Raw genomic sequence first — 337 nt, forward strand, 5'->3', positions numbered from 1 at the left:
ACGTGCGAATTTTCGGCGAATGTCGTCTTCACAGTATAACCAGATTGCTTGGGGTTATATGGTCAAGTGAAGAAGCGCATACGGTGGATGCCTTGGCAGTCAGAGGCGATGAAAGACGTGGTAGCCTGCGATAAGCTTTGGGGAGTCGGCAAACAGACTGTGATCCAGAGATCTCTGAATGGGGGAACCCACTCAGCACAAGCTGAGTATCTTGTACTGAATACATAGGTGCAAGAGGCGAACCAGGGGAACTGAAACATCTAAGTACCCTGAGGAAAAGAAATCAACCGAGATTCCCTTAGTAGTGGCGAGCGAACGGGGACCAGCCCTTAAGTTG

General features: G+C 49.9%; 1 rRNA gene. It reads left to right on the top strand.

Annotated features, from left to right (window positions below):
* Positions 1-60: 60 nt before the first annotated feature.
* Positions 61-337 (top strand): 23S ribosomal RNA (locus tag FS665_RS23185); the annotation flags it as partial.

It is taken from the genome of Pseudomonas sp. URMO17WK12:I11 (assembly GCF_007677725.1).
Lineage (GTDB): Bacteria > Pseudomonadota > Gammaproteobacteria > Pseudomonadales > Pseudomonadaceae > Aquipseudomonas.